The sequence below is a fragment of the Pseudomonas sp. MH9.3 genome (genome assembly GCF_034354675.1).
Taxonomy (GTDB): Bacteria; Pseudomonadota; Gammaproteobacteria; order Pseudomonadales; family Pseudomonadaceae; genus Aquipseudomonas.
This window is the reverse complement of the sequence record NZ_CP133785.1, coordinates 1,333,494-1,354,806: the sequence shown is the minus strand read 5'-3', so window position 1 is coordinate 1,354,806 and position 21,313 is coordinate 1,333,494. Positions and strand designations below refer to the sequence as shown.

At 62.5% G+C, this 21,313-nt stretch carries 20 protein-coding genes; 14 read left to right on the top strand and 6 right to left on the bottom strand.

What is annotated here, in order from left to right; all coding sequences use genetic code 11:
• The first annotated feature begins 9 nt into the window (after positions 1-9).
• The gene (locus RHM60_RS05585) at positions 10-339 is read left to right on the top strand and encodes a hypothetical protein (RefSeq protein ID WP_057007420.1); all 330 of its coding nucleotides are present in this window, start codon (positions 10-12) and stop codon (positions 337-339) included.
• A 407-nt stretch (positions 340-746) separates the two neighbouring features.
• Here the strand turns inward: RHM60_RS05585 and RHM60_RS05580 are convergent, their stop codons facing one another.
• The gene (locus RHM60_RS05580) at positions 747-1,109 is read right to left on the bottom strand and encodes an NUDIX hydrolase (protein WP_209982668.1); all 363 of its coding nucleotides are present in this window, start codon (positions 1,107-1,109) and stop codon (positions 747-749) included.
• 126 nt (positions 1,110-1,235) lie between these two features.
• Between RHM60_RS05580 and RHM60_RS05575 the strand changes: the two genes are divergently transcribed.
• The 3 genes from RHM60_RS05575 (at position 1,236) to glsB (ending at position 3,880) form a co-directional block, all read left to right on the top strand.
• On the top strand, positions 1,236-2,216 hold the full coding sequence (locus RHM60_RS05575; protein ID WP_231422973.1) for a Gfo/Idh/MocA family protein: 981 nt from the start codon (positions 1,236-1,238) through the stop codon (positions 2,214-2,216).
• A gap of 35 nt (positions 2,217-2,251) precedes the next feature.
• Complete coding sequence (locus tag RHM60_RS05570; RefSeq protein WP_231422974.1) at positions 2,252-2,881, top strand: ribonuclease T2; 630 nt, start codon at positions 2,252-2,254, stop codon at positions 2,879-2,881.
• 90 nt (positions 2,882-2,971) lie between these two features.
• Positions 2,972-3,880, top strand: a complete 909-nt coding sequence (gene glsB / locus RHM60_RS05565) for a glutaminase B (protein WP_209990390.1) — start codon at positions 2,972-2,974, stop codon at positions 3,878-3,880.
• A 516-nt stretch (positions 3,881-4,396) separates the two neighbouring features.
• On the opposite strand, the gene RHM60_RS05560 is transcribed toward glsB, so the two are convergent.
• Both RHM60_RS05560 and RHM60_RS05555 read right to left on the bottom strand, forming a co-directional pair.
• On the bottom strand, positions 4,397-5,641 hold the full coding sequence (locus RHM60_RS05560; protein WP_209982662.1) for a saccharopine dehydrogenase family protein: 1,245 nt from the start codon (positions 5,639-5,641) through the stop codon (positions 4,397-4,399).
• A 28-nt stretch (positions 5,642-5,669) separates the two neighbouring features.
• Positions 5,670-6,767, bottom strand: coding sequence for a carboxynorspermidine decarboxylase (locus RHM60_RS05555; protein WP_057007415.1), 1,098 nt, complete (start codon positions 6,765-6,767; stop codon positions 5,670-5,672).
• Between the two features lie 275 nt (positions 6,768-7,042).
• Between RHM60_RS05555 and RHM60_RS05550 the strand changes: the two genes are divergently transcribed.
• From RHM60_RS05550 to RHM60_RS05525, 6 genes are read left to right on the top strand one after another with little or no spacing between them, the layout of a single operon-like run.
• Positions 7,043-8,062 carry a LacI family DNA-binding transcriptional regulator gene (locus RHM60_RS05550; RefSeq protein WP_209982659.1) on the top strand — a complete coding sequence of 340 codons (1,020 nt, stop codon included), beginning with the start codon at positions 7,043-7,045 and terminating at the stop codon, positions 8,060-8,062.
• The gene (locus RHM60_RS05545) at positions 8,046-9,050 is read left to right on the top strand and encodes an ABC transporter substrate-binding protein (RefSeq protein WP_231422977.1); all 1,005 of its coding nucleotides are present in this window, start codon (positions 8,046-8,048) and stop codon (positions 9,048-9,050) included. Before RHM60_RS05550 ends, RHM60_RS05545 begins: the two co-directional genes overlap by 17 nt.
• Positions 9,051-9,866, top strand: a complete 816-nt coding sequence (locus RHM60_RS05540) for an ABC transporter permease (RefSeq protein ID WP_209982655.1) — start codon at positions 9,051-9,053, stop codon at positions 9,864-9,866.
• Positions 9,863-10,657, top strand: a complete 795-nt coding sequence (locus RHM60_RS05535; RefSeq protein WP_209982653.1) for an ABC transporter permease — start codon at positions 9,863-9,865, stop codon at positions 10,655-10,657. Before RHM60_RS05540 ends, RHM60_RS05535 begins: the two co-directional genes overlap by 4 nt.
• Positions 10,654-11,685 carry an ABC transporter ATP-binding protein gene (locus RHM60_RS05530; RefSeq protein WP_209982651.1) on the top strand — a complete coding sequence of 344 codons (1,032 nt, stop codon included), beginning with the start codon at positions 10,654-10,656 and terminating at the stop codon, positions 11,683-11,685. Before RHM60_RS05535 ends, RHM60_RS05530 begins: the two co-directional genes overlap by 4 nt.
• A gap of 10 nt (positions 11,686-11,695) precedes the next feature.
• On the top strand, positions 11,696-12,529 hold the full coding sequence (locus tag RHM60_RS05525) for a phosphodiesterase (RefSeq protein ID WP_322213892.1): 834 nt from the start codon (positions 11,696-11,698) through the stop codon (positions 12,527-12,529).
• Between the two features lie 162 nt (positions 12,530-12,691).
• On the opposite strand, the gene RHM60_RS05520 is transcribed toward RHM60_RS05525, so the two are convergent.
• Positions 12,692-14,344 carry a sensor domain-containing diguanylate cyclase gene (locus RHM60_RS05520; RefSeq protein ID WP_322213891.1) on the bottom strand — a complete coding sequence of 551 codons (1,653 nt, stop codon included), beginning with the start codon at positions 14,342-14,344 and terminating at the stop codon, positions 12,692-12,694.
• Positions 14,345-14,476: 132 nt separating this feature from the next.
• Between RHM60_RS05520 and RHM60_RS05515 the strand changes: the two genes are divergently transcribed.
• On the top strand, positions 14,477-15,082 hold the full coding sequence (locus RHM60_RS05515) for a LysE family translocator (RefSeq protein WP_322213890.1): 606 nt from the start codon (positions 14,477-14,479) through the stop codon (positions 15,080-15,082).
• A gap of 97 nt (positions 15,083-15,179) precedes the next feature.
• Positions 15,180-17,468: a 5-methyltetrahydropteroyltriglutamate--homocysteine S-methyltransferase gene (gene metE, locus RHM60_RS05510; RefSeq protein WP_322213889.1), complete on the top strand. Its 2,289-nt coding sequence runs from the start codon at positions 15,180-15,182 to the stop codon at positions 17,466-17,468.
• 271 nt (positions 17,469-17,739) lie between these two features.
• Here the strand turns inward: metE and RHM60_RS05505 are convergent, their stop codons facing one another.
• Positions 17,740-18,894, bottom strand: coding sequence for a DUF1624 domain-containing protein (locus RHM60_RS05505; RefSeq protein ID WP_322213888.1), 1,155 nt, complete (start codon positions 18,892-18,894; stop codon positions 17,740-17,742).
• A gap of 161 nt (positions 18,895-19,055) precedes the next feature.
• On the opposite strand from RHM60_RS05505, the gene yfcF reads away from it, so the two are divergent.
• Positions 19,056-19,700 carry a glutathione transferase gene (gene yfcF, locus RHM60_RS05500; protein ID WP_322213887.1) on the top strand — a complete coding sequence of 215 codons (645 nt, stop codon included), beginning with the start codon at positions 19,056-19,058 and terminating at the stop codon, positions 19,698-19,700.
• On the opposite strand, the gene RHM60_RS05495 is transcribed toward yfcF, so the two are convergent.
• A complete protein-coding gene (locus RHM60_RS05495) occupies positions 19,663-19,935 on the bottom strand; it encodes a hypothetical protein (RefSeq protein WP_209982637.1) in 273 nt (90 codons plus the stop codon). The genes yfcF and RHM60_RS05495 overlap by 38 nt on opposite strands.
• A 223-nt stretch (positions 19,936-20,158) precedes the next feature.
• Here RHM60_RS05495 and RHM60_RS05490 point away from each other — a divergent pair, with 223 nt between their 5' ends.
• Positions 20,159-20,491, top strand: a complete 333-nt coding sequence (locus RHM60_RS05490) for a hypothetical protein (protein ID WP_322213886.1) — start codon at positions 20,159-20,161, stop codon at positions 20,489-20,491.
• Positions 20,492-21,313 lie beyond the last annotated feature (822 nt).

Here is a 21,313-nt window from a genome sequence, read left to right as displayed (position 1 = left end):
AGGAAGCACATGCGCACTGTTGGAATCATGCTGTTCGCCTGCTCTCTGGCCGGCGGCGCGGCTGCCGTGCAGGCACGGGAGCTGCGCGAAGGTGACAAATACATGTGCAGTTGGGGCGCCGGCACGGCGGCCAGGGCCCAGGAGCTCAAGCTGTCGGGCGTGTCGCTGTATGCCGCTCGGCAGAAGATCCAGACCATCAAGTTCAACAAGCCGTGGATGCACATGATGGCCATGGGTATCACCGAGCAAACCTACGACAGTCGATCACGGCTCAAGCCCGAGGCGATTCGCCAAAGCTTCTATCAGGAATGCCTGCGCTACCGGGTCGCGCGCAAGTGAGGGGCTGAGGCGCTGAGGGCACCCGGGGTTATCCGCCGCAGCGCTTACAAATCCACGACAGATGCTCTGTCTGCATTTGCATACAATCGCGCACTTCACCCTGGAGGCCTGTATGCGAACGCCGGAAAGAGCAGGGCCCCCGTCACTCCTGACTGCGCCGCAACCATCATCGTCCGATAGCTTTGGCTATTTTGCCGCCGCAGTGCTGGTTGTCGCGGTGCTGCTGGGTGTTTGCTTCGTGCAGTACAACGCCAAGGTGGATCGGCAGCGACAGGCGGCCGTCGAGCGTTGGTTGCTGTGTTCACAGATGGAAAGGGTTGCCAGTGTGGCCTCTGTCCGGGGCGTGAGACTGAGTACAAACTGCCGCACACTGAGCGAGCAGGGTCACAGATAACGCAAACTGCAGGTTACAAACGCCGCACAAACGATTTAACGATATGCCGAGTGGCATCGGTGGTATCGAGCTGATCGACTTCCCCATAGGCATGCCAGCGACAGTCGACAATCTCGTTGCGCGGGCGCGCCTCGTCGATATTGACCACCGAGGCCTCGAACACATGGTGCAGCGTATCGCGTGCCTTGAGCTCCTGCAGGTACAGCAGCCCGTCCACGCTCAACCCGGTTTCTTCTTCCAGCTCGCGCTCTGCCGCACCCACCGGGCGCTCGTCGCGTTCGACCTTGCCACCCGGCAACGCCCATTTGGATCTGGCCTTGCGCACGAAAAGGATATGTCCCTCGTGTTCGCAAATGACCGTGGCTCTGATTTTCATCGTCTGTGCCCCCGCAGCAAATGAATGTCACAAAAGTGTAATGCAATTGTCATGCTAAGTGGTTATGGCGTGCCGGGGTATGTATGTGGATACTGCCCGCTTGAACGAAAAGGACGAGGAAAACCGATGAACACCGTACGTTGGGGCATGATCGGCTGTGGCAGTGTCACTGAGTTGAAGAGTGGACCCGCTTTCTATAAAGCGCCAGGTTCTGCCCTGGTGGCCGTGATGGGGCGTCGCGAGGAGGCCGTGCGCGATTATGCGACGCGCCATGGCATTGCACGCTATTACACTGACGCCCAGGCGCTGATCGACGACCCCGAAGTGGACGCGGTCTACATCGCCACGCCCCCCGACAGCCACCTCGACTACAGCCTGATGGTGGCGGCGTCCGGCAAGCATTGCTGCGTCGAGAAACCCATGTCGCTGAATGCCGAACAAAGCGCCTTGATGCAGCGCACTTTCGAGCGCGCCGGGCTGCACCTGTTCGTGTCCTATTACCGGCGCTCGCTGCCACGCTTTCAGCAGGTACGCGACTGGCTGCAACAGGGCCGCATTGGCGAACTGCGCCACCTGACCTGGACCCTGTGCAAACCGCCGGCCGCCAATGACGCCAGCGCCGCCAACTGGCGCACCGACCCGGCCATTGCCGGCGGCGGCTATTTCGCCGACCTGGCCAGCCATGGTTTCGATCTGTTCCAGTACCTGGCCGGGGACATTGTCGAGGTGTCCGGCTTTACCGCACGGCAAGCCGGGCACTATGCCGCTGAAGACGCGGTGACGGCCTGCTGGACCTTCGCCAACGGAGCCCTGGGCATGGGCTGCTGGAATTTCGTCGCAGACCGCCGTGAAGACAAGGTCGAGTTGATCGGCAGCCTGGGTCGCATTACATTTTCCGTGTTCGAAGACCAGCCCCTGCGCCTTGAAGGGCAGACCCACGAGGTGCTGGAAGTGCCGTGCCATGCACACATCCAGTGGCATCACGTGCTGGCGATGAACGCGCACATCCGTGGCGAGGCCGAGCATCCTTCCCAGGCCATCGAAGCGCTGAAAACCGATCGCATCCTCGACAAGGTGCTACAACGTAACCCCAATCATCCCGGATAGCCGTGCCAGGATCAGTCTTTTCAAGGAGCAAAAGAATGAAATACTGGGTGGCCGTATGGCTGGTCCTGGCCGCAAGTGTGACCGCAGCGCCACGCGAGCAGAGGCCGGCCGGGGATTTTGATTTTTATGTGTTGTCGTTGTCGTGGTCGCCGACGTTCTGCCTCACGCACCCGGGTAACGAACAGTGCTCGGGCAAGGGATATGGCTTCGTGCTGCACGGGCTTTGGCCGCAATACGCGAAGGGTGGCTGGCCGTCGGCGTGTGATCCACGGTCGCGGCTGTCGAACGCCGAGCTGGCCAAGGGCGCGTTGATATTCCCCACGCAGGCATTGCTCAAGCATGAGTGGAGCAAGCACGGCACCTGCAGCGGCCTGGACGCCACGCGTTACCTCGATGCCACGGATGCTGCGCTGGCCTCCGTGCAGATTCCGCAACAACTGCAACCGTTCGACGTGCCCAATTATCTGCAGGCCGCTGAAATCGAAGCGCTGTTTCGCCAGAGCAACCCGTCCATGGGCAATCACAGCGTGGCGGTGATCTGCAAGGGCAAGGTGTTGTCCGAAGTGCGCGTGTGCCTGAGCAAGGAACTGCGCTTTGCCGGTTGCCCCACAAGCGTGAAGACCCAGTGCCGCAGCGGCGATATCCGCATTCCGGTGCAGCGTTAATCTGAGCGCGGCACCTGCCTGATCCGCAGCTTTGCGGTATCCTCCGCGCCCCGCTTATCCACGATGCAAGGCACGATGACAGGACAAGACATGCAGGCGCTGCTGGACGCGATTCTCGACGAAGTTCGTCCACTGATCGGCCAGGGCAAAGTCGCCGACTACATCCCCGCGCTGGCCGATGTGCCCGCCAACCAGCTAGGCATAGCCGTGTACGGCAACGACGGCGCGGCCTACTGCGCGGGGGACGCCGACACGTTGTTCTCGGTGCAAAGCATTTCCAAGGTCTTCAGCCTGGTGCAGGCCATCGACCACGGCGGCGAAACCATTTGGGAGCGCCTGGGCCACGAGCCTTCGGGGCAACCGTTCAACTCCATGGTGCAGCTGGAGTTCGAGCGCGGTCGCCCGCGCAACCCGTTTATCAACGCCGGCGCCCTGGTGATCTGCGACATCAACCAGTCACGCTTCGCCGTGCCGATCCTGTCGATGCGCGACTTCGTCCGGCGCCTGTCAGGCAACCCACAGATCCTGGTCAACAGCATCGTCGCCGACTCCGAAGCGCAGCATGGTGCACGCAACGCGGCCATGGCCTATCTGATGAAATCCTTCGGCAACTTCCACAACGACGTCGACGCGGTGTTGCACAGCTACTTCAACTATTGCGCCTTGCAGATGAGCTGCCTGGACCTGGCCAAGGCCTTCAGCTTCCTGGCCAACGAAGGCGTGAGTGCCCATAGCGGCGAACAGATCCTCACCGCGCGCCAGACCAAACAGGTCAACTCGATCATGGCCACCAGCGGCCTGTACGACGAGGCGGGCAATTTTGCCTATCGCGTCGGGTTGCCGGGCAAGAGCGGGGTCGGCGGCGGGATCGTCGCGGTGGTGCCGGGGCAATTCACGGTGTGCGTGTGGTCGCCGGAGTTGAACGCCGCCGGGAACTCGCTGGCGGGGATGAAGGCGCTGGAGTTGCTGAGTGAGCGGATTGGCTGGTCAGTGTTTTGATTAGTGTGTGAGGCTCGGCCAAGTCTTCGACCTAGCGCTGTCGCGCAGCAAACTGGAGTCTCTGTGGCGAGCGGGCAAGCCCGAATGCCGTTCAGTTAAGCGCAGATTCCCTGTGGCGAGCAGGCTTGTCCTGCGTTGGGCTGCGCAGCAGCCCCAAAACCAGGCGCTGATCCGTATCAGGTACACCGCGTTTTGCTTGATTGGGGGCGCTTCGCACCCCAACGCGGGGCAAGCCCGCTCGCCACAATAAGCCCACACATTTTCCTTAACTGAACGGCATTAGGGCTTGCCCCGCGTTGGGAGGGCGTAGCACCCCAATCAAGGACAAGCCTGCTCGCCACAGGAATGGCCAGGCGCTGTTCCTGGGGGACATGACCATTGGCGCGCAATCTTGAATAGATATCGCAGGCAAGCCTGCTCCCACATTTGATCTTCATTGTGTTTGAGGTGTGTATCGCCCCAACAAAAAATGCGCCCCTCGGGGCGCATTTTTTTGTTCGGTCAACCATCACCTGATCAGGCAATCGCATCCCACGCACGGTCGCCGTTCTCGTCCTTGATCCGCGTCGGCAAGCCCATCACGTCCAGCGCTTTGAGGAACGGCTCGGCCGGCAGTTCCTCGACGTTGGCCATGTGCTTCACGTCCCACTCGCCACGGGCAACCAGCAGCGCAGCGGCGACCGGTGGCACGCCGGCGGTGTAGGAGATGCCCTGGCTGTCGGTCTCGGCGAAGGCTTCCTCATGGCACGCCACGTTGTAGATGAACATCTCGCGCGGCTGGCCGTTCCTGGTGCCTTTGACCAGGTCGCCGATGCAGGTTTTGCCGGTGTAGCCGGGGGCCAGCGAAGAGGGGTCGGGCAGCACGGCCTTGACCACTTTCAACGGCACCACTTCCAGGCCTTCGGCGGTTTTAACCGGCTTTTCGGACAGCAGGCCGAGGTTTTTCAGGACGGTGAACACGTTGATGTAGTGCTCGCCAAAACTCATCCAGAAACGCACGTTGGGCACGTCGAGGTTTTTCGACAGTGAGTGCACTTCATCGTGGCCGGTGAGGTAGAGGTTCTGCGAACCGACCACCGGCAGGTCGTCGGTGCGTTTGACTTCGAACATGGTGTTGCTGGTCCACTGACTGTTCTGCCAGCTCCACACCTGCCCGGTGAATTCGCGGAAGTTGATTTCCGGGTCGAAGTTGGTGGCGAAATATTTGCCATGGCTGCCGGCATTGACGTCGAGAATGTCGATCGAATCAATGCGGTCGAAATGCTGTTGCTGCGCCAGCGCGGCATACGCGTTGACGACACCCGGGTCGAAGCCCACGCCAAGGATGGCGGTGATGTTCTTCTGTTTGCACTCTTCCAGGTGGTTCCATTCGTAGTTGCCGTACCACGGCGGGGTCTCGCAGACCTTGCCCGGCTCTTCGTGAATGGCGGTGTCGAGGTAGGCAACGCCCGTGTCGATGCAGGCACGCAGTACCGACATGTTGAGGAACGCGGAGCCCACGTTGATGACGATCTGCGATTCGGTCTCGCGGATCAGGGCCTTGGTCGCTTCCACGTCCAGAGCGTTCAGCGCGAAGGCTTGGATGTCGGCGGGAACCTTGAGGCTACCCTTGGCCTTGACGCTGTCGATGATGGCCTGGCATTTGGAGATGTTGCGCGACGCGATAGCAATACGACCGAGTTCGTCGTTGTGCTGCGCGCACTTGTGGGCCACCACCTTGGCGACACCTCCTGCACCAATGATAAGAACGTTCTTTTTCAATTGCTTTATTTCTCCTATATCCGCCAGCTTACGAAAGGCTGGACAGGTAGTCGTCGTAACCAAATTCACGAACCACTTCGACTGTACCGTCGAGTTGTTTCACTACGATGGACGGCATTTTCAGGCCGTTGAACCAGTTTTTCTTGACCATGGTGTAGCCTGCGGTGTCGATGAACGACAGCCGATCGCCGATGGCCAGCGGACGATCAAATTGATACTCGCCGAAGATGTCCCCGGCCAGGCAGGATTTGCCGCACACCATATAGGTGTGTTCACCCTCGCTCGGCGCCAGCTTGGCGTTGAGGCGGTAGATCAGCAGGTCCAGCAGGTGGGCTTCGATGGAGCTGTCGACCACGGCGAGGTGCTTGCCGTTGTAGAGGGTGTCGAGCACGGTGACTTCCAGGGAAGCACTGTTGGTGATCGCCGCTTCGCCGGGTTCCAGGTAGACCTGCACGCCGTACTTCTCGGAGAACGCCTTGAGCCGCGCGCAGAATGCGTCGAGTGCATAGCCTTCACCGGTGAAGTGGATGCCGCCGCCGAGGCTGACCCACTTGACCTTGTGCAGCAGCGCGCCGAAGCGTTCTTCGATGGTACCGAGCATCTTGTCGAACAGGCTGAAGTCGCCGTTCTCGCAATTGTTGTGGAACATGAAGCCGGAGATCTGCTCGATCACGCCGTCGATCTTCACCGGGTCCCACTCGCCCAGGCGGCTGAACGGACGCGCCGGGTCGGCCAGCAGGTAGTCGGAGCTGCTCACCTGCGGGTTCACCCGCAGGCCGCGGGTCTTGCCTTCGCTGCGTGCGGCAAAGCGCTGCAACTGGCTGATGGAGTTGAAGATGATCTTGTCGCAGTTTTCCAGCATCTCTTCGATTTCATCGTCGGCCCAGGCCACGCTGTAGGCGTGCGCCTCGCCTTCGAACTTCTGGCGGCCGAGCTTCAACTCGTACAGCGACGACGAGGTGGTGCCGTCCATGTATTGCTGCATCAGGTCGAACACCGACCAGGTGGCAAAGCACTTGAGTGCCAGCAGAGCCTTGGCGCCGGACTGTTCGCGCACGTAAGCAATCTTCTGCATGTTGACCAGAAGCTTCTGTTTGTCGATGAGGTAGTACGGCGTTTTGATCATTTTCAGAGCCTGCGGCGGTGCCTGCCAAAAAAGGACACGCATTGTGCCCGCACTTGGTCAGGATCGAAAGGTTAGCGAGCGGATTTTGCCGCGCCGGTTTTTGACGATACCCGGCGATTATGACCATCCATGGGCATACATCGAGCCAGTGTGGGAGTGGGTTTACTCGCGAAGGCGCTGGTTCACTGACATCAAACCGTCATATCTTCACCACCGTCCTGCCATATTCCCCCGTTACTGTCCTCGCCAATGAGATCGATCTCAAGCGAGTGACCATGCCTGATCTGAAAGACGTTGCGCGCCTGGCCGGCGTGTCCCGTGCCACTGCCGCGCGCACCTTTGCCTCCCCCGGCCAGGTGCGTCCGGCCACCCGTGAACAGGTGTTCGCCGCCGCCCGCGAGCTGGGGTTTCGGCCCAACCTGCTGGGCCGTCAACTGCGCCTGCAAACCACACAACTGATCGGCGTGGTGGTGCCCAACCTGCTCAACCCGGTGTTCGCTGAACAGTTCCAGGCCATGGAGCGCGCCGCGCGCTTGCGCGGCTACAGCCTGTTGCTGGCGACCACCGACTACAGCAGCGAACGCGAGAGCATCGTGGTGGAGGAGTTGTTGCGCCAGCGCGTGGACGGGCTGGTGCTGACCGTCACCGATGCCGAGAGCAACAGCGTGCTCAACAGCCTGGCCAGCGAGCAGACGCCGTTCGTGCTGGCGTACCACCAGCCCAGCAACCCGCATTACAGCGCCGTGTCGGTGGACAATCGCGCCGGCATGGCCCTGGCCACCCGTTACCTGCTGGACGCGGGGCACCGGCGCATCAGCATGGTCGCCGGCCCCGCGTTGCAGTCCGACCGTGCGCGTCTGCGCCATGCCGGCTACTGCGATGCGATGAAGGCCTGGGGCCTCAACAGCCGCCCGGTGATCGAAATGCCCGCGCACACCCAAGCCGAATTCGCCGCCATCGAGCCATTCCTGACCGGCGCCGACGCGCCGACAGCGTTGCTGTGCTCCAACGATTTCCTCGCCATCAGCCTGATCGCCGAGCTGCGCCGCAACGCCTGGAACGTGCCCGAGCAACTTTCGGTGATGGGCTTTGACGGCATCACCCTCGGTACCCAACTGCACCCCACGTTGTGCAGCGTGGTGCAGCCCATTGCGCTGCTCGCCAGCACCGTGATTGACCAGTTGCTGGCGCAGATCGCCGGCAACGCGCCGATTTCCCATTGTCTGCCTTGCCATATCCGGCCGGGCGAAAGCACTCAACCCCATGAGGACGACCCTGATGCGCACACTCCGTAAAACCCTCGCCGCCGTGCTGCTGTGCGGCATGGCCAGCCTGGCCCAGGCCGCCGACACCGCGATCTGCTACAACTGCCCGCCGGACTGGGCCGACTGGGGCACCCAGCTCAAGGCGATTGCCGCGCAAACCGGTGTGCAGGTGCCGCTGGACAACAAGAACTCCGGTCAGTCCCTGGCGCAGTTGGTCGCCGAAAAAGCCGCACCGGTCGCCGACGTGGTCTATTACGGCGTGACCTTCGGCCTGCAGGCGCAAAAGGCCGGCGTGGTCGAGGGCTACAAACCCAAAGGCTGGGAGCAGATTCCCGCAGGCCTCAAAGACCCGTCCGGGCAGTGGTTCGCGATCCACTCCGGTACCCTGGGCATCATGGTCAACGTCGACGCGCTTGGCGGTCTGCCCGTGCCGCAAAGCTGGGCCGACCTGCTCAAGCCCGAATACAAAGGCATGGTCGGCTACCTGGACCCGTCCAGTGCGTTTGTCGGTTATGTCTCGGCGGTCGCCATCAACCGCGCAATGGGCGGCGACCTCGACAACTTCGCCCCGGCCATCGACTACTTCCAGAAGCTGGCGAAAAACGCCCCCATCGTGCCCAAGCAGACCGCCTATGCGCGGGTGTTGTCCGGTGAGTTGCCGATCCTGGTGGACTACGACTTCAACGCCTACCGCGCCCGCTACAAGGACAACGCCAACGTCGCCTTCGTGATCCCCAAAGAGGGCAGCATCAGCGTGCCCTACGTGATGAGCCTGGTGGCGAATGCGCCGCACCGCGCCAACGGGGAAAAGGTGCTCGACTTCGTGCTGTCCGATGCGGGCCAGGCGTTGTGGGCCAAGGCCTACCTGCGCCCGGTGCGTCCGGTGCAGATGCCGGCCGAGGTGGCCGCGCAGTTCCTGCCCGACAGCGACTACGCCCGCGCCGGTGTGGTGGACTACCAGAAAATGGCCGCTGTGCAGGAAGCCTTCGCCGCCCGTTACCTCAACGAGGTCAAGTAAGTGGCCTCGACCCCACGCGCCGCCTGGGCGCTGGCCCCGGCCTTTGCGCTGCTGCTGGCGTTCTGGCTGTTGCCGCTGGCGCACCTGATACTGCTCGGGGCCCAACGCCGCGACAGCCTCGGCAGCGGTTACTGGCAGGTGCTGAGCAGTGCGCAATACCTGGGCAGCCTGGCGCAGACCTGTGCGCTGGCCGTGTTCGTCACGCTGACGGCGTTGGTGATCGGCGGCATCAGCGGTGTGTTTCTGGCACGCCAGCAGTTTTTCGGGCGCTCGGCGCTGGTGGCGCTGCTGACCTTTCCGCTGGCATTTCCCGGCGTGGTGGTGGGCTTTCTGGTGATCCTGCTGGCCGGGCGCCAGGGCCTGTTTGCGGCGCTGGGCCTGCAACTGGCCGGTGAACGCTGGATCTTTGCCTACTCGTTGGCGGGGCTGTTTGTCGGCTACCTGTACTTCTCGATTCCACGGGTGATTCTCACCGTGATGGCGGCATGCGAAAGCCTCGACCGCAGCCTGGAGGAAGCCGCGCATTCGCTGGGGGCAGGGCACTGGCGGGTGGTGTGCGATGTGATCATCCCTGGCCTGGCACCGGCGCTGGCCTCATGTGGCGCGATCTGCTTTGCCACTTCCATGGGCGCCTTCGGTACCGCCTTTACCCTGGGCACGCGCCTGAACGTCACGCCGGTGGCGATCTATAACGTGTTCACCAACTACGCCAACTTCGCCGTCGCCGCTGCCTTGTCGGTGGTGCTGGGAGCGGTGACCTGGGCCGTGTTGCTGCTGACCCGGCGCCTGGTGAAAAACGCGGGGACGGTTCTGTGAAACGCTCATCGTTATTTGTGCTGCAACTGCTGTTCACCCTGCTGGTGTGCGCCTTCATGCTGGTGCCGGTGCTGTTGTCGTTAATGGCGGGGCTGACGCGCAATTTCTTTGTCGGGCTGTCCAGCGGTTTGACCTTCGACTGGTTGATCCAGGTGTGGCAGGCCTATTCGCCCACGGTGTGGCTGTCGCTGCAACTGGCGCTGGCCTGCGCGGTGTGCGTGTGCGTGGTCGGCGTGCCGGCGGCCTACGCGCTGGTGCGCATGAACAACCGCTTCAGCCGTGCCTTCGAGGAATTGATGGTGCTGCCGGTGGCAATGCCGGGCCTGGCCAGCGCGTTGGCGTTATTGCTCACCTATGGCCAGTTCGGCGCGTTCCGCAGCAGTTGGCTGTTCATCCTCGTCGGCCATGTGCTGTTCACCTTGCCGTTTCTGGTGCGCCCGGTGATGGCGGTGATGCAGCGCCAGCACTTGCCGGTGCTGGAAGAGGCCGCCGCAAGCCTGGGGGCAGGGCCGATCAAGCGCTTTTTCAGCGTGGTGGTGCCCAACTGCCGGGCGGGGATTCTCGCCGGTGTGCTGATGGTGGTGACCCTTTCACTGGGTGAGTTCAACCTGACCTGGATGCTGCACACGCCGATGACCAAGACCCTGCCCGTGGGCCTGGCCGACAGCTACGCCTCGGCGCGCCTGGAAATCGCCAGTGCCTACACCCTTATCTTTTTGCTGATGATCGTGCCGCTGCTGATCGCGTTGCAGGCCATCAGCGCCCGTTTGTCTCGTGGAGAGCGTCGATGACCGCTATCACTATTCGCCTCAAGGGCTGTCGCAAGGCGTTCGCCGACGGCACCGTGGCCGTGCACAACCTTGATCTGACCGTCGAAGGCGGTGAAACCCTGGCCATTCTCGGCCCGTCCGGCTGCGGTAAAACCACGACCCTGCGCTTGATTGCAGGTCTGGAACGGCCGGATGTGGGGCAGGTGTTCTTTGGCGACCAGGACGTCACCCGCCTGCCCATCGAACGTCGCGATGTGGGCATGGTGTTTCAGAACTACGCGCTGTTTCCCAACCTGGATGTGGCCGGCAATATCGTCTACGGCCTGAAGATTCGCGGCGTGCCTGCGCTGGAGCGCAACAAGCGCTGTGATGAGTTGCTGGAATTGGTGGGGCTGCACAATCACGGCCGGCGCAGCATTCATGAACTGTCGGGCGGGCAGCGCCAACGCGTCGCCCTGGCCCGTGCCCTGGCGCCGCGTCCCAAGGTGCTGTTGCTCGACGAGCCGCTGGCCGCCCTCGATGCCCAGCTGCGTGAGCGCCTGCGCAGCGAGCTGGATCTGCTGCTGCGCGGCTTGGGCATCACCTCTGTATTTGTCACCCACGACCAGGGCGAAGCCATGGCCCTGGGCGATCGCATTCTGGTAATGGAGCAGGGCCGCGTGGCCCAACTGGCGAGCCCGCGCGAGATTTATCAGCAGCCGGCGAATGCGTTCGTCGCAGGCTTTGTGGGCAACCTGAATGCGTTCCAGGTGATCGCGCAATCGCCCCGGGGTCTGAAGGTGTGCGGCGGCGAATTGCCGTGGCAAGTGGCCGACGTGCCCGCAACTGTCTATTGCCGTCCCGAGCACTTGCGTGTGATGGATGGCGAGGGGCACTTGCACGGGCACCTGCTGGCGCAGTTTTTCCAGGGCGCGCAAAGCCGTCTGCTGGTGGATGTAGGCGGCGCGCAGCCGTTGCTGGTGGACAGCAGCGACAACCAATTGCATGCCGTCGGCGCGCCGATTGCCCTGGCGATCACGCCGAACATGTTGTTTACCCTCAATGCGTGAGAGTTTGCCTGTGAACAGTCCATTTCTGGTTGCGCAAATCAGCGACCTGCACCTCAAGGCCGGTCAGCGCCTGACCTATGGCGTAGTGGATACCCTGGGCGCGCTGCGCCGTGCCGTCGACCACCTGAACGCCAGCCACCCGCGCCCCGATATCGTGGTGATCAGCGGCGACCTGGTGGACTTCGGCCGCGCCGATGAGTACGCGGTGCTGCACCCGGAACTCGCGCGCCTGCACATGCCTTGCTACCTCGTGCCCGGTAATCACGACACACGCGGGCCGTTGCTGGACGCGTTTGCCGACCACGCCTACTTGCCACGGTCGGCGCAGGCACCCCTGGACTGGGTGGTGGATGACCATCCGCTGCGCCTGATCGGACTGGACTCGACCATCCCCGGCAGCCACGGCGGGCAGTTGCTCGATAGCCAGTTGCAGTGGCTCGACGCCCAACTGGCGCTGCGCCCGGATGCGCCGACGCTGCTGATCCTGCACCACCCGCCGTTCATCAGCGGCATCGGCCATATGGACCGTGAGCCCTTTATCAATGCCGCTGCGCTTGAGCAAGTGATCGCCCGCCATCCGCAGGTGGAACGCCTGTTGTGCGGTCACCTGCACCGGCCCATGCAGCGGCGTTTCGGTGGCAGCCTCAGTTGCGTATGCCCCGGCACGTCCCATCAGATTGTGCTGGATCTGCAGGACGCGGCCCCGGCGCATTTCAACCTGGAACCGGCGGGGTATCTGTTGCATCGCTGGGAGGCGCAGCAGGGGTTGGTCAGCCACAACGGCGTGTTCGGGGAGTACCCGGGGCCGTATCCGTTTTATGACGCCCAGGGATTGATTGACTGAGCATTCAAAACCCCTTTGGCAAGCGGGCTTGTTGTGGCGAGCGGGCTTGCCCTAATGCCGTTCAGTTAAGCGAAGATTCCCTGTGGCGAGCAGGCTTGCCCCCAACGCGGGGCAAGCCCGCTCGCCACAGGGGTGATTGTCTGAAATGGCGTGCGGGGCAGATTATCTGACAGGGGCGACCCGATTACGGCCTGCCGCTTTTGCTTCATACAACTGCAGATCGGCGCGGGTCAGCAGGGCGCGGGTATCGCGGTCTGACGGTTCGGCGACGCTCACGCCGATGCTCACTGTGACCTGCCCAACCCCTTCAAACATCGCTTCGGCAATCGCCGCGCGGATATTCTCGGCCACCACGTCGGGGCTGTCGGGGGCTTCGACCGTCGGCAGCAACACCGCAAATTCCTCGCCGCCGTAACGTGCAACAAAGTCCGTGACGCGGGTGGTGCTCTTGATCAGTAGGGCGAGTTGGCGCAGCACGTCATCGCCCACGGCATGGCCGTAAGTGTCGTTGACCTGCTTGAAGTGGTCGGCATCGATCAGCAGCAGGGCAAAGGTACGCCCGGTGCGTTGGAACAGCAGGCTGCTTTCAGCCAGTTTTTCATCGAAGCGGCGGCGGTTGTACACGCCGGTCAGTGCATCGTGGGTGGCGAGCTTGAGCAGTTCGGCATTGGCCTGGGTGAGGTCGGCGGTGCGTTGCGCAACAGTCGCCTCGAGAGAGGCATTGGCCTCCTGCAACTGACGCTCTTTGGCCAGCAGCGATTGGGTCATGCCGGTGAGTGAACGGCCCAGTTGAGCGATCTCCACTACCGCGTGATCCTGCGGGAATATGGCGCCGGGCTGCTGGTCCTGCACGAGTTTGGCGGACCTGGCCAGGCGCTCGATGGGGCGGCTGAGGGAGGCGGCCAGGTAATAAGCCGCCAGCACAAACACCAGCGCGGCGAGCACGCCGAGCAGCAGCAGTTTGTAGAGCAGCGTGCGCGCCGGTTGCAGCGCGACGTCCAGGGGTTGGCGCAGCATGATGTACCAGGTCACTTTGGCGTTGGACGGGCTGGGCACCGCGACCGATGCGGTGACATAGCCCTTGCCCGTGGACCAGCCGGACGCGGTGTTCAGTTTGTCTGTGGCCATCTGTTCACCGGCGAGCAGTTCGGGATACAGCACCTTGCCGTCGAAATCGACGATCAGCGCTTCGATCTCGGGAAACGCATCTTTTTGCATCACGGCCGAATCGACGATCTGCGTGATCCAGCGCCAGTGCGCGTGGGCGCCCAGCACACCAATGGTCTCGCCCTGGGCATTAAGCAGCGGCGCGGCGAAATCGATGAAGCGCAACGGTTCGCCATTGCCCGAGCCCGGCAGCAGCTTGGCCAGCATCACGGCCTCGTGGGGATCACCGGTGTATTCACCGCGCATGCCGGCCTGGAACCAGGGGCGCTGGCCGACCGACTGGCCCACCAGCAGCCCGTTCGCCGCCTGGCGCACGCGGCCGTCTGCGTCGGCCACGCCCATCCATGCGTACTCGGCGCGCGAGCGGGTGCGCAGTTCCATCAAGGTGAGGATATCCGGCTGATCCAGATCGCCGCGGCGAAACAACGGCGCCCGGCTCAGCAGCGAGACTTCCAGCTGACGCTCGCGCAACTGCACGGCCAGCAGCGCCGCCGTGGAGCGCGCCGTGCTCAGCAGCGCATTGCCGCTGGCCTGCTTCATCTGCTCGGTGGCGATATGGCCTACGTAGAAGCCCACGCTCAACAAGGTGAGCAATGACAGACCGGCAAACCACAGGGTCAGGTGACTACGCAGGCTGGCTTTGATCATGGGGGCTCATTTGAGTATTTGTTTGGCAGCATAGTACGCGTAATGAATGCCCGATCACCTACCACAAACGTACAAGATTGAGCGACATGCGCCTGGATAGACTCGCCGCACTCCTTCTCTTGCAGGTCTGCCATGGACATTTTTCTCTACGCCTTCAGCGTCATGTACAGCCCGGGGCCCGTCAACCTGATGGGCCTGAACGCCGGGCTCACCGGCAAACTGCGTCGATCCAGCGGTTTCTACCTGGGCGTGGGCTGCGCCATGCTGCTGATGTTCGTGCTGTTTGGCTACACCGGTGAAGCGATCGTTTCCCAGGCGGCGCTGCCCTATATCTCGTTGATCGGCGGCGCCTACACGCTGTACCTCGCGTACCAGGTGTTCACCGCGCGTACGGTGGTTGAAGAGGATTCAACCGCGCCGAGCAAGGCGCTCACCTTCTGCAACGGGCTGGTGATCCAACTGCTCAACCCCAAGGGCATTGTGGCGGTGTTGCCGATCACCAGTGTGATGCTGCCGGCGGCGCATATCACCGGCGCCTCCATCTTTGGCGTGTCGGCCTTGCTGGGATTGGGCGCCGTGGGGGCGCCCTGGGTCTACGCGTTGCTCGGTGCACTGCTGGGACGGCGCATCAGCGGGGCGGCGGCGTTTACCTGGTTCAACCGCTGCATGGGATTGGCGCTGGCGGCCTGTGCCGGGTTCATGCTCCACGGGTTCTATCTGCACCTGAATGCAACATGAGTAAAACTTGTGACGGTCTGCAATTTAATGAGTTTGTTTCATTCTAAAAGTCTGTCGACAATGGCTGCCATCTTTATCGACATTGGAGTTGCACGTCATGGCAGTCGCTCATTCCCTCGGGTTTCCACGCATTGGACGCGATCGTGAATTGAAAAAAGCGCAGGAAGCGTTCTGGAAGGGTGAGCTCGACGAAGCCGGCCTGCGCGCCGTTGGCCGTGACCTGCGCAAGGCGCACTGGGCACTGCAGAAAGACGCCGGAATCGACCTGCTGCCTGCCGGCGATTTCGCCTGGTATGACCAGGTACTGACCCACTCGCTGATGTTCGGCGTGATCCCCGAGCGCTTCCGCCCGGCGGACGGCAAGGCCACGCTGAACACCCTGTTCGGCATGGCCCGGGGCGTCAGCGACGCGTGCTGCGGCGGCGCCCACGCCCAGGAAATGACCAAATGGTTCGATACCAACTATCACTACCTGGTACCCGAGTTCAGCGCGGATCAGCAATTCCAGCTGGGTTGGGAGCAGCTGTTCGAAGAAGTGCAGGAAGCGCGCGAGCTGGGGCACACCGTCAAACCGGTGGTGATCGGCCCGCTGACCTACCTGTGGCTGGGCAAGGCCAAGGGCGCCGACTTCGACAAGCTCGACTTGCTGGATCGCCTGCTGCCTTTGTACGGGCAGATTTTTCAGCGCCTGGCGGACCTGGGCGTTGAGTGGGTGCAGATCGACGAACCGATCCTGGTGCTCGACCTGCCGCAGGCGTGGAAGAATGCCTTTGAGCGCGCCTATAACCTGATCCAGCGCGACCCGCTGAAAAAACTGCTCGCCACCTATTTCGGCGGCCTGGAAGAGAATCTTGGCCTGGCCGCGAACCTGCCGGTCGACGGCCTGCACATCGACCTGGTACGTGCGCCGGAGCAATACCCGACCATTCTTGACCGCGTGCCGGGTTACAAGGTGCTGTCCCTGGGCATCGTCAACGGCCGTAACGTGTGGCGCAGCGACCTTGAACAGGCCCTGGCCACCTTGCAGCACGCCCATGAACGTCTGGGTGAGCGCTTGTGGGTGGCGCCGTCCTGCTCGCTGTTGCACTGCCCGGTTGACCTGAGCCGCGAGGACCAGCTGGATGCCGAGCTGAATAGCTGGCTGGCATTTGCCGTGCAGAAATGCGCGGAGGTGGCGGTGTTGGCCCAGGCCGTCAACGCGCCTGAAGCGCCGAACGTACTGGCGGCGCTGGCTGAAAGCCGCGCGGCGCAGACCAGCCGTGCCGCGTCGCCGCGTATCCACAAACCGGCCGTCCAGACCCGCGTGGCGGCGATAACCGCCGAGCACAGTCAGCGTCCGTCGCCGTTTGCCCAACGTATCGAGAAACAACGCGCCGGTCTCAACCTGCCGCTGTTCCCGACCACCACCATCGGTTCGTTCCCGCAAACCGCCTCGATCCGTTTGGCGCGACAGTCGTACAAGGCGGGCCGGTTGAGCGAAGCCGACTACGTTGACGCGATGCACAGCGAGATCAAGCACGCCGTTGAAGTGCAGGAACACCTCGGCCTGGACGTGCTGGTACACGGCGAGGCCGAGCGTAACGACATGGTCGAGTATTTCGCCGAGCAACTGGACGGCTACGCGTTCACCCGTTTTGGCTGGGTGCAGAGCTATGGTTCGCGCTGCGTGAAACCGGCGCTGATCGTCGGCGACCTGAGCCGCCCGAAGGCGATGACGGTGGAGTGGATCCGCTACGCCCAGGGCCTGACCCGCAAGGTCATGAAGGGCATGCTGACCGGCCCGGTGACCATGCTGATGTGGTCGTTCCCGCGCGAAGACGTGAGCCGCGAAGTGCAGGCCCGCCAATTGGCGCTGGCGATCCGTGACGAAGTGGTCGACCTGGAAGCCGCCGGCATCAGGATCGTGCAGATCGACGAAGCGGCCTTTCGCGAAGGCTTGCCGCTGCGCCGGGCGCAGTGGCAGGGCTACCTGGACTGGGCCACTGAAGTGTTCCGCCTGTGCGCCTCGGGTGTGCGGGATGAAACCCAGATCCACACCCACATGTGCTACAGCGAGTTCAATGATGTGATCGAGTCCATCGCGGCGATGGATGCGGACGTGATCACCCTCGAAACCTCGCGTTCGGACATGGAGTTGCTGGAGGCGTTCGAAGTGTTCGCTTACCCGAATGACATCGGCCCGGGCGTCTACGACATTCACTCACCGCGGGTGCCGGATGCCTCGGAAATGGCCAACCTGCTGCGCAAGGCCGCCAAACGCATTCCGGCTGAGCGCCTGTGGGTCAACCCCGATTGCGGGCTGAAAACGCGGGCATGGCCGGAGACGGAAGCGGCGTTGATTCACATGGTGACGGCCGCCCGGCAACTGCGTGCCGAACTGGCGTAACGCGGTAAAAAGTGTGGGAGCCCCCGTTAAATCGGCGACTTGGCGCTGTCGCGCAGCAACCCTCGGCCTCTGTGACGAGCCGGTCTGTTGTGACGAGCTGGCTTATTGTGGCGAGCGGGCTTGCCCCGCGTTGGGGTGCGAAGCGCCCCCAATCAAGAAACCCTCGGTATACCTGATACTGCGCGGAGACTGGTTTTGGGGCTGCTGCGCAGCCCAACGCAGGACAAGCCTGCTCGCCACTAAAAGCCCGGTCGCTGAGCCTCCCTGTGTGTCAGAAGTATTTAAGCCAGGCGAGGTCGCGACGGCGTGCCTTGAGACCGGCAAACCAGCGCACCGGCAGGTACAGCGCCAACGGCAGCAGCAGGGCGACGAGCCAGATTGCGCCAACGCTGTCGAAACCGAAGTAGGTGCCGTGGTTGAGGCCGAACAGGGCGACGCAGGCGATATACAGCACTTTCAGCACGTAAAGGTGCAGCAGGTAGAAGAACATCGGCGCCGAACCAAACACGGCCAGCACGCCGATCCAGCGCTTGTGCCCGGCGCGTTCAAACGCCAGCAACAGCAGCAAACCGATCCCCAGGGTCAATGCCAGAAACAGCAGCGAAGGCGGGTACTTGGTCATGTTGAAAAAACTCATCAACGTCTGCACACCAGTGTCATAGGTGTGCCACGGCTTTTCGCCATACCCGTTGAAGGCCCGCAACAGCACGAACCCCACCAACGCGCCAACGCCGCCCAGCAGCAGATAACGCTGACGCAACGCCGGGGGCATGCCTGTGGCAAACCACGGCCCCAGCCCGTAACCCAGGGCAATCACGCCGATCCACGGCAATACCGGATAAGTGACGCGCAGGCGCAGGCTGTCGCTTATGTCGATCCAACTGCGTTCGTGCAGGATGGACCAGGCATGTTGCAGCGCCGACCCTTGCGCGAAGTGCACGCCGTCGAGCAGGTTGTGCCCGCCAATGATCAGCAGTGCCAGGGTGATCAGCAGCGGTCGCGGCAACCACACCAGCGCGGCGAGGGCGATCATGCTGAGGCCGATTGCCCAGATCACCTGCAGATAGATCACGCTGGGCGGCAACTGGAAGGTCCACGCAAAGCTGACCAGGGTGAACTCCAGCACCACCAGAAACAGCCCGCGCTTGAACAGAAACGCCGACACATCGCGAGTGCCCTGGTATTTCTGGCCATAAAGCCAGGCCGATAAACCGGTGAGCAATACAAACACCGGCGCGCACAAATGGGCCAGGGTACGGCTCACAAACAGCGCAGGCTCGGTGCTGTCGATGCTCATGGGGTCGCCGACCTGGCGGTGCATCAGGAACGTCTCGCGCACATGGTCGAGCAACATGAACAGCATCACCAGGCCGCGCAGGGCGTCGATGGAGAGGAGGCGTTGGCGTAGGGGAACAGCGTCAGTCATGGGCAGGATCGCAGGGCTGGGCGGGAAGATGGCGTTATCCTATAACATTATGGCTGAGCGTTGGCGTGCTATTCCCGCCTGGAATGGCCCCATAAAAACCCTGCATTGTCTTTATCGCGGTACATCTCGTAGCGTGGCGACTCACCTGAAGGAGAACGCCCATGCACCAAGGTCCGCTGCGTCTGTATGTCGACTCGCTGTTCACCAGCCCTTATGCCATGTCGGTGTTCGTCACTCTGCGGGAAAAAGGCCTGGCCTTCGACACCGTCACCCTGGACCTGGACGCGGCGCAAAACCAGGCGGCGGACTTTGCCCGGCTGTCCCTGACCCAGCGTGTGCCGACGCTGGTTGAGGGCGACTTTGCACTGTCTGAATCGTCGGCGATCTGCGAATACCTGGACGCGGCTTATCCTGCAATAACCGTGTACCCATCCGATTTGCTGCAGCGGGCGAGGGCGCGGCAGGTGCAGGCCTGGTTACGTAGCGACTTGCTGCCCATTCGTCAGGAACGGTCGACGCTGGTGGTGTTTTGCGGTCAGACCCTGCCGCCGTTGTCGCCGCTGGCCGAAGCGGCCGCGCGCAAGCTGATCAGCGCGGCGCAGGGGCTGCTGGCGGGGCACCCGGAGAACCTGTTCGGTGAGTGGTCGATTGCCGACGTCGACCTGGCCGTGATGCTCAACCGCCTGATCCTCAATGGTGACCGCGTGCCCGGCGAACTGGTGGCGTATGCGCAGCGTCAGTGGCAGCGGCCCTCGGTGCAGGCATGGGTCAATCTGCAACGCCCTGGGCCGCAGGGCGTTCAATGATGTGCGCGACCCGCCGGTCCAGGTCTTCCCAGTCCGCCATGCCCAGCACCCGCGTGGTGTTCAGGCCGCGCAGGTAGCCCCGCAACTGCTGGGCGCTGGCGTGCACGTGTTGGGCATCGGCGGCGGCGTTCTGAAGCACGTTTTCATACTCGACCAGGTAGTCGGCGATCCGCTCGCGAAACTCCGGCAATACGGCTTCGCGGATGCGGTCGAAGGTCTTCTGGTGGGGCTTCATGGCGTGGTCCTTATCGTTATAGGCGGTGCATTATCGGTTCAGATAATAGTCACCATCATGCATCGCAAGTTCTGTTTTTTCAGGGAACAGGGACAATCAGCGCGTGATCCACTCCGGCGACCGCCGGTGATCAGCGTACGGGCCATTTGCTGGCACGCGTTGCTGGCGTAGACTCTGCGCGCGGATTGCAGTGGATTTTTCTTTTATCGATGCAGGAAGGTGTATGCGCTCTTTTTTCGTACCGGTCATGGCGTTGGCGCTGGGCGGCTGTATTTCCGCCCCTAACGCTCCGTCCCTCACGCTGCAAACGGCCAAGCCCCCGCAAGCCTACGTGCAGTGCCTGTTGCCTGAGCTTGAGAAACACGGCATCACCGCCACCGTGACGCAGAACTCGCGTCACGCCACGGTGTTGTTGAGCAGCAAGATTGCTGCCGACGATGTACTCGAGGTGTACAAGTCCCAGGACGGCACCAAGGTCTCGTTGTATGAGCGCAAGCCGGTGGTTTCGGCGATCAAGCCGTCGCGGCTTGAGCTGGCGGCGAAGGCGTGCCAATAACGTTCGGGTTTGCCCGCACAGTCATAGGCGAACGCATCCTGTGGCGAGCGGGCTTGCCCCGCGTTGGGGTGCGAAGCGCCCCCAATCGAGCAAAACGCGGTGTACCTGATACGGCTCAGCGTCTGGTTTTGGGGCTGCTGCGCAGCCCAACGCAGGACAAGCCTGCTCGCCACAGGGAATCTGCGCTTAACTGAACGGCATTAGGGCTTGCCCCGCGTTGGGCTGCGCAGCAGCCCCCAAGCGACGATTCGACTTGCTCGCGAAGACGATTTTTCGGTGTACCTATCCGTTTCTGCGGTAACGACGACTTAGGGTTCCGCCCTTACGGCGGCTCACTTTTGAAAAGCGCAAAAGTAAGCAAAACGCTCTTGCCCCAACACTCGGCACCTCGCCCAGGCTCCAAAACCTGCGTTCGGCCAGCGTGTTTGACGGGGCGCTTCCAGATCAAAAGCAAAAGCGCGGCGGCCTGAGAGCCGACCGAAATGGTCTGCCGAACGCTGTACAAAATGTGGGAGGGGGCTTGCTCCCGATGGCGTCGGCCCAGCAAACATTGATGTTGAAGACCCACCGCTTTCGCGGGCAAGTCGAATCGTAGCACCGCCGCTCCCACAGGGGAGCTGCGCTTAACTGAACGGCATTGGGGCAAGCCCTAATGCCGTTCAGTTAAGGAAAATGTGTGGGCTTATTGTGGCGAGCGGGCTTGCCCCGCGTTGGGGTGCGAAGCGCCCCCAATCAAGTAAAACGCGGTGTACCTGATACGGCTCAGCGTCTGGTTTTGGGGCTGCTGCGCAGCCCAACGCAGGACAAGCCTGCTCGCCACAG